Here is a 5,901-nt window from a genome sequence, read left to right on the forward strand (position 1 = left end):
AGACTATACCTACGGCGCCACAGGTTACGCCCCTGTCACTGTCGATGCAGACGGTCAGATTTCAGATGTGCTGAGTGAGCACCTGTCCGCCCCGGTCGGGCTGATTCAGGCACAAAACCTGATCTAGCAACAGGCGAGAAGCCCGTTTGGGAAAGCAGGCGGCACAGCTCATCCAGTCACCTTCAACATTGGTTTTCCAGGGCAATACCGGGATGCGGAGTCCGGCCTGAACTACAATTTCTACCGGGATTACGATCCGAATACTGGGCGGTACATTCAGCGGGATCCGATTGGGTTGGGTGGGGGATACAACCTGTACAGCTATGCCGGTGCAGACCCGCTGAACTATACGGATTCGACAGGGTTAATCATTGACACTGTCGCTGACATCGGGTTTATTGGCTATGGTTTATATCGAATTTTAACCGACAATGTTCTTGGTGATTGTGGGAATTTAGGCAGTAACCTAACAGCACTGGGGGCTGATTTAGCCGGGTTAGCAATACCCGGTGCAACGGGGCTGGGGGCTGCGAGTCGGGTTGCGAAGAAAGCTGATGACTATGTAGATCTTGCTTCTTCTCAGCGTCGTAGGCACATCCTTGACGGTGATGCCACAGGCGGTGGACATAGACCTGGCACTGGTAAGCCTGGAAAGAGTGAGTTTCCTCAAAACTGGTCAGACGACAAAATTATGCATGAAATATCTGATGTTGCGACTGATCCAAATTCCGTAACTCATGCGGGACGTGGTGGACGAATGATTACTGAAGGAACGCGTGATGGAATTGATATAAGAGTGATTCAAGAGCGCAACGGTGATATTGTCTCAGGGTTCCCAACTAACGTGCCGAGGAACCCGTGATGACTATCCACGATTATCAATTTGTCGAAAATCTGTTGTTACGATTACTTAGTTTACTGTTAGAAATATTTACCGATTCTGAAAAAGGTGAAGTACAGGATTTCATTGATGTTGGCGAATATGGTCTGGCTTTGGATACTTTGGTTGATATTGTGATTGAGGAGAATAAACAGATTCCTGGTGAGTCTTTGGCACTTGTCTATGAGTTGGCAGATGTAATGCAATTGGATAAAAAGATGTTTGAAGAGAAACTGCGTGGCCACGTAACTGATAGCTAGGTTTTGATCTGTACCGGTCGAAAATGTTGGGACAGACATCCTAAAAAAGCTGATTGTCACATCAGGTCGATTTCGATGAACCATAATTCAATTATTCCTGCCATACTTCATCTGGTGTGACTTGCTTTACCCCTTTGATTTTGTCCATGACAAAATGGCTCGCCCTCATTGGGATTTAAATGATAGGAAAGGTCCAGGGTGGAGGATTTATCCAGATGGAACAGTTAAACCAAAATAATAACATTAACATTAACATTAACATTGATATTGTTAATGTTGACGTTGAAATAGTCAGAAAATATATTAATAGCTACTTCAATGATAGTAATGAGTTTTATAAGAGCTTGATTGAAAAAATAAGTAATGATATTTATCCATGCTACGTAATTGTACCTAAGAATTTTAATGCTATTTCTGAGGTAAATCTCAGTTCGGGTGGTGTGTTTAATGTGAATTCAAAGGGTAATCAAAATGGCTCTGGAATAGTGAAAGTTGTTGATTCAAGTGATTGGCTGTCATTATTTATTTATGATTTAATAAAAAGGAATGATTTGTGTTGTGTTTTTGATGATGTAATGGCGAGTGAAAATGAAATAAATGACTTTAAATCTCGAGGTTTTTTATATAATGGCGATGCCTATTATTATATAAGTAAACAGATGGTTGATTCAGATAAAGATTTACTTGAATTGATTTACGCAACCAAGCTAAGTTGGCACTTTGTATGTGTTTTATTCGAATGTTTCAGTTCAAATGATAATGTAGATGATATAAATAATTTTTTTCTAATGTATTGAAGAAATTGAATTTTATTATTCTTGGGATATTTGATGGTGAGAGTTATTTAGTTATTGATTTAAAAAACAAATAACCTAGATAAGACCGATATTGGCGAAACACTCTAATTAAACAATAGCATCGAAACCTTCACCTACAACGACGCAGAACGTTTAGTTGGTTACCAGCGCGAGCGGGTGATCAGCGCAGATGCCGGAAATGGTGAAACCACACTGCTATCCAGCATCGAAGTAACCGCTGCCTATACTTATGATCCTCTGGGACGCCGGATCAGCAAAACCGTCAATGGTGAGCAAACGCAGTTTTACTGGTTGGGGAACACTTTACTCCGTGAAAGCGGCTCTCAGGGTCAGAAAGACTATACCTACGGCGCCACAGGTTATGCCCCCGTCACTGTCGATGTAGATGGACAGGTTGCAGATGTGCTGAGTGACCACCTGTCCGCCCCGGTCGGGCTGATTCAGGCACAAAACCTGATCTGGCAACAGGCGAGAAGCCCGTTTGGGAAAGCAGGCGGCACAGCTCAGCCAGTCACCTTCAATATCGGTTTTCCAGGGCAATACCGGGATGCGGAGTCCGGCCTGAACTACAATTTCTACCGGGATTATGATCCCAGTCTTGGACGATACATCCAGTCAGACCCAATCGGATTACAGGGTGGCTTGAACACTTACGCCTACGTGGGCGGCAACCCCTTGAAGTACATTGATCCACTGGGGCTGAAAGTTCAAATATGTAGCCAACCGGCTTTTGGGTGGGCACCGGTAGACCATCAGTGGATCAAGACTGACATCAAGGAAGCTGGTATGGGACCAGTCGGTGGCGACGGAAATGCTGGAAACGAAAGTGGTGATTTGCCTGGTGACCCTGTGGAAGTTACTGATCATACTGGTAGGCATAAACAAAAAGGTGCGTCGTGTGAAGATGTAGATAATGTCGATGAAAATAAAGTGAATGAACTTTTGGAAATTGGCAAAGGGCTTGGTAGATGGGGACCGACAAATCAGTGCCAATCTTTCGTCCAAGATGTAATAAACCAATCAACAATCGATGGATATACATATTAGATGAAAATAGTGAATTCCAAAGTTCTGTATTTTCTTGGCTGTTGCAGCATTATTATTTTTTTATATTCGCTGCTTTGGGTTTTTTCTTCAGGAAGTTTGGCAAGTGGTTTTTGTAAAAATGAGTTTAGCTTTTTCCATGAACACTTTAGGTGCAGACAGCCATACATAGCATTAATTTTATGCTTTATTTCTTTTCTTTTATCCGTTTTTTTATTTTGGTCTGGACTAAGGTCAAAGAATAAAAAAGATGGAAAATAATTGGCGAATATACGTTTAACAGCATTTAGGGAAGGGGGATCATCTATCGATGCTCCCCGCTCCATATAACATTATATCTTGCAACCTAATAATGTATGAAAATGAGTAGCAACCCAAAGATATTCAATAAATGCAAAAAACTACCAAAGCCAGAAAAAAGCAAGGCTAATCGAAATCCTTGCTTTAATTGTTCCTCAGCACTTTGTATGTGTTTTATTCGAATGTTTCAATTAAAATGATAATATAGATGATATGAACAATTTTTTCTAATGTATTGAAGAAATTGAATATTATTATTCTTGGGGTATTTGATGGTGAGAGTTATTCAGTTATTGATTTAAAAAGCCAAATAACCTAGATAATACTGATATTGGCGAAACACTCTAATTAAACAATAGCATCGAAACCTTCACCTATAACGACGCAGAACGTTTAGTCGGTTACCAGCGCGAGCGGGTGATCAGCGCAGATGCCGGAAATGGTGAAACGACACTGCTATCCAGCATCGAAGTAACCGCTGCCTATACTTATGATCCTCTGGGACGCCGGATCAGCAAAACCGTCAATGGTGAGCAAACGCAGTTTTACTGGTTGGGGAACACTTTACTTCGTGAAAGTGGCCCTCAGGGTCAGAAAGACTATACCTACGGCGCCACAGGTTACGCCCCTGTCACTGTCGATGCAGACGGTCAGATTTCAGATGTGCTGAGTGATCACCTGTCCGCCCCGATCGGGCTGATTCAGGCACAAAACCTGATCTGGCAACAGGCGAGGAGCCCGTTTGGGAAAACAGGTGGCACTGCTCAGCCAGTCACTTTCAATATCGGCTTTCCGGGGCAATACCGGGATGCAGAGTCCGGCCTGAACTACAATTTCTACCGGGATTACGATCCGAATACTGGGCGGTACATTCAGCGGGATCCGATTGGGTTGCGGGGAGGGTTGAATATTTATGCCTATGTTGGTGGAAACCCCACCAACTATATTGATCCTTATGGTAGATCAGCTATTGCTGTAGTTGGTGGGTGGATCGGCACAGATACAGCGATACCAGATCCAACAGATGCAGCTTGGCCCAAATGGGTTGGTTATGGTGTTGCACTGGGTGGCGCTGCATTAATAGATTGGCTGATATACAATAACGAAGATTCTAGCCAGAATGAGAAAAAGCCGAAGAGTTGTCCTTCTGGTACTCAGGATATAGATAAAGCTAAGAAAAAATATGGTTGGGATAAAGATACCCTTCATGGCATCAAAGATGCGGCACATGGTGGTATGGGTACAGGAAAATCATGGACGGGTGTAGCGCCTGATGGAACGGTTGGTATTAATGAAGGGGGAGAATGGTCACCTCAAGGACATTGGGAGGATTTGTTATGAGTGGAAATGCTACCTTTAGGCTTACTTTTCATGTTTCTCATCCGACTATATCGGCGGCTGATATTGAAGGGGTTTTTGAGTTGCCGACTAGGTTCTCTCAAACTGTAGGAGGCCCCAAAAAAACCAAAAGTGGAAAAATATTAGATGGAATGTACAAGCGAACAAATGTTAGCTTTTGTCTGCATGAATCACCGTTGAATTTTGATGATGTTTCGATAGATAATTTTCTGAAGATGCAGCTAAGGGGCTATGATAGGGAGTATATTGTTCAACTTGTTGAATCTGGAGGAAGTTGTAATTTTTTAATCGGAGTATTTTCTGATGAAAATGTAATGTTTGAGCTTGGTCTTGAAGCAATTCAAATGCTTTCGGAGTTTAAAGTGAGTATTAAATATGATTTTTATGGGGGTGAATAAGGCGATTGCTATGATTCTGAAGACAATTTTTACTCTCAGATATACCACAGAGGCCCAAATGGATGGATAATTTTTCGAGCGATCTCATTGCCTGCCTGAAGTTGTTCGGTAAAGATGAAAGTGACATAAAAGGTTACAAACATTCCACCAGGTTATATCATGATTTGGGTATCTATGGTGATGAAGCTTATGAATTCATATCTATTCTGGAAACTTCATTTGGTGCCGACTTATTAAGTTTTGTCTTTGAGTCATACTTTCCTATGGAATTTCCCGGCGATACGCAATTACAACGCGTTTTTTATTGGGTTTTTCCATGTTTAATCAAAAGAAAAGAAGAAAACTACAAACCTGTTACACTGTTTCAGATAGAGCAAATCATCAAAACTAAGCTATGGTATGACTGTTGACTGCATCGTTCTATGTATACAAAGGTACAATTAAGTGGCATGCTAAATTCAGTGGGTTTGGAATATATAAAGTATGTGGCTTGTGAGAATAGTGAAACTTATGGGAAAAGACATATGTCTAGATAAGGATAGAAAAGCTCTAGGGTGGAGGATTTATCCAGATGGAACAGTTAAACTCAAAAAATAACATTGATATTGTTAATGTTAATGTTGAACTCAAAATTTTTCATCTTCTCGGCAATTTTCGTAAAAATTGGCCTAGATTTTAAGCTCGTTCACCACTTGAACAAGAATTGAACGAAGTATGCTCGCGCCCTGAGGTCAGAAGGGGCCTAATTATTCTCATTACCACAAAGATGGCAAAGGGAAGCATTACAGTCCCAAAGAAGGTGATCCAGATCCGGGGTTCTAATTATGAATTATTGCGAAAAA

The 5,901-nt window shown here is 41.6% G+C and carries 8 protein-coding genes and 1 pseudogene; 8 read left to right on the plus strand and 1 reads right to left on the minus strand.

All coding sequences use genetic code 11. The annotated features are described in order from the left end of the window. Positions 1-151 precede the first annotated feature (151 nt). The 5 genes and pseudogenes from P0Y67_RS22040 to P0Y67_RS22060 all read left to right on the plus strand — a co-directional run. A pseudogene (locus P0Y67_RS22040) lies at positions 152-355 on the plus strand (RHS repeat-associated core domain-containing protein); the annotation flags it as partial. A 240-nt stretch (positions 356-595) separates the two neighbouring features. Beyond that, entirely contained in the window at positions 596-862 is a 267-nt protein-coding gene (locus tag P0Y67_RS22045) for an EndoU domain-containing protein (protein WP_342393614.1), read from the plus strand. After that, entirely contained in the window at positions 862-1,140 is a 279-nt protein-coding gene (locus tag P0Y67_RS22050) for a MafI family immunity protein (protein WP_342393607.1), read from the plus strand. The genes P0Y67_RS22045 and P0Y67_RS22050 overlap by 1 nt, the downstream gene beginning before the upstream one ends. Before the next feature lie 215 nt (positions 1,141-1,355). After that, positions 1,356-1,937 (plus strand): hypothetical protein, encoded by a 582-nt coding sequence (locus tag P0Y67_RS22055; RefSeq protein ID WP_342393608.1) that lies wholly within the window; start codon positions 1,356-1,358, stop codon positions 1,935-1,937. A gap of 177 nt (positions 1,938-2,114) precedes the next feature. Next, positions 2,115-3,005 carry an RHS repeat-associated core domain-containing protein gene (locus P0Y67_RS22060; RefSeq protein ID WP_342393609.1) on the plus strand — a complete coding sequence of 297 codons (891 nt, stop codon included), beginning with the start codon at positions 2,115-2,117 and terminating at the stop codon, positions 3,003-3,005. Here the strand turns inward: P0Y67_RS22060 and P0Y67_RS22065 are convergent. Beyond that, positions 3,002-3,328, minus strand: coding sequence for a hypothetical protein (locus P0Y67_RS22065; protein ID WP_342393610.1), 327 nt, complete (start codon positions 3,326-3,328; stop codon positions 3,002-3,004). The two genes, P0Y67_RS22060 and P0Y67_RS22065, sit on opposite strands and share 4 nt — an antisense overlap. 391 nt (positions 3,329-3,719) lie before the next feature. Between P0Y67_RS22065 and P0Y67_RS22070 the strand changes: the two genes are divergently transcribed. From P0Y67_RS22070 to P0Y67_RS22080, 3 genes are all read left to right on the plus strand, one after another. After that, complete coding sequence (locus P0Y67_RS22070; RefSeq protein WP_342393611.1) at positions 3,720-4,643, plus strand: RHS repeat-associated core domain-containing protein; 924 nt, start codon at positions 3,720-3,722, stop codon at positions 4,641-4,643. Further along, entirely contained in the window at positions 4,640-5,059 is a 420-nt protein-coding gene (locus tag P0Y67_RS22075) for a hypothetical protein (protein ID WP_342393612.1), read from the plus strand. The genes P0Y67_RS22070 and P0Y67_RS22075 overlap by 4 nt, the downstream gene beginning before the upstream one ends. Before the next feature lie 62 nt (positions 5,060-5,121). Then, positions 5,122-5,469 carry a DUF1493 family protein gene (locus tag P0Y67_RS22080; RefSeq protein WP_342393613.1) on the plus strand — a complete coding sequence of 116 codons (348 nt, stop codon included), beginning with the start codon at positions 5,122-5,124 and terminating at the stop codon, positions 5,467-5,469. Positions 5,470-5,901: the final 432 nt, after the last annotated feature.

Source organism: Photobacterium sp. SP02 (genome assembly GCF_038519165.1).
GTDB classification, from domain to species: Bacteria; Pseudomonadota; Gammaproteobacteria; order Enterobacterales; family Vibrionaceae; genus Photobacterium; species Photobacterium halotolerans.

What these genes read in the sequence shown, in the direction of transcription:
- P0Y67_RS22050 (WP_342393607.1), top strand. Translation starts at nt 862, where the DNA reads ATGACTATCCACGATTATCAATTTGTCGAAAATCTGTTGTTACGATTA.
- P0Y67_RS22055 (WP_342393608.1), top strand. Translation starts at nt 1,356, where the DNA reads ATGGAACAGTTAAACCAAAATAATAACATTAACATTAACATTAACATT.
- P0Y67_RS22065 (WP_342393610.1), bottom strand. Translation starts at nt 3,328, where the DNA reads ATGGAGCGGGGAGCATCGATAGATGATCCCCCTTCCCTAAATGCTGTT.
- P0Y67_RS22075 (WP_342393612.1), top strand. Translation starts at nt 4,640, where the DNA reads ATGAGTGGAAATGCTACCTTTAGGCTTACTTTTCATGTTTCTCATCCG.
- P0Y67_RS22080 (WP_342393613.1), top strand. Translation starts at nt 5,122, where the DNA reads ATGGATAATTTTTCGAGCGATCTCATTGCCTGCCTGAAGTTGTTCGGT.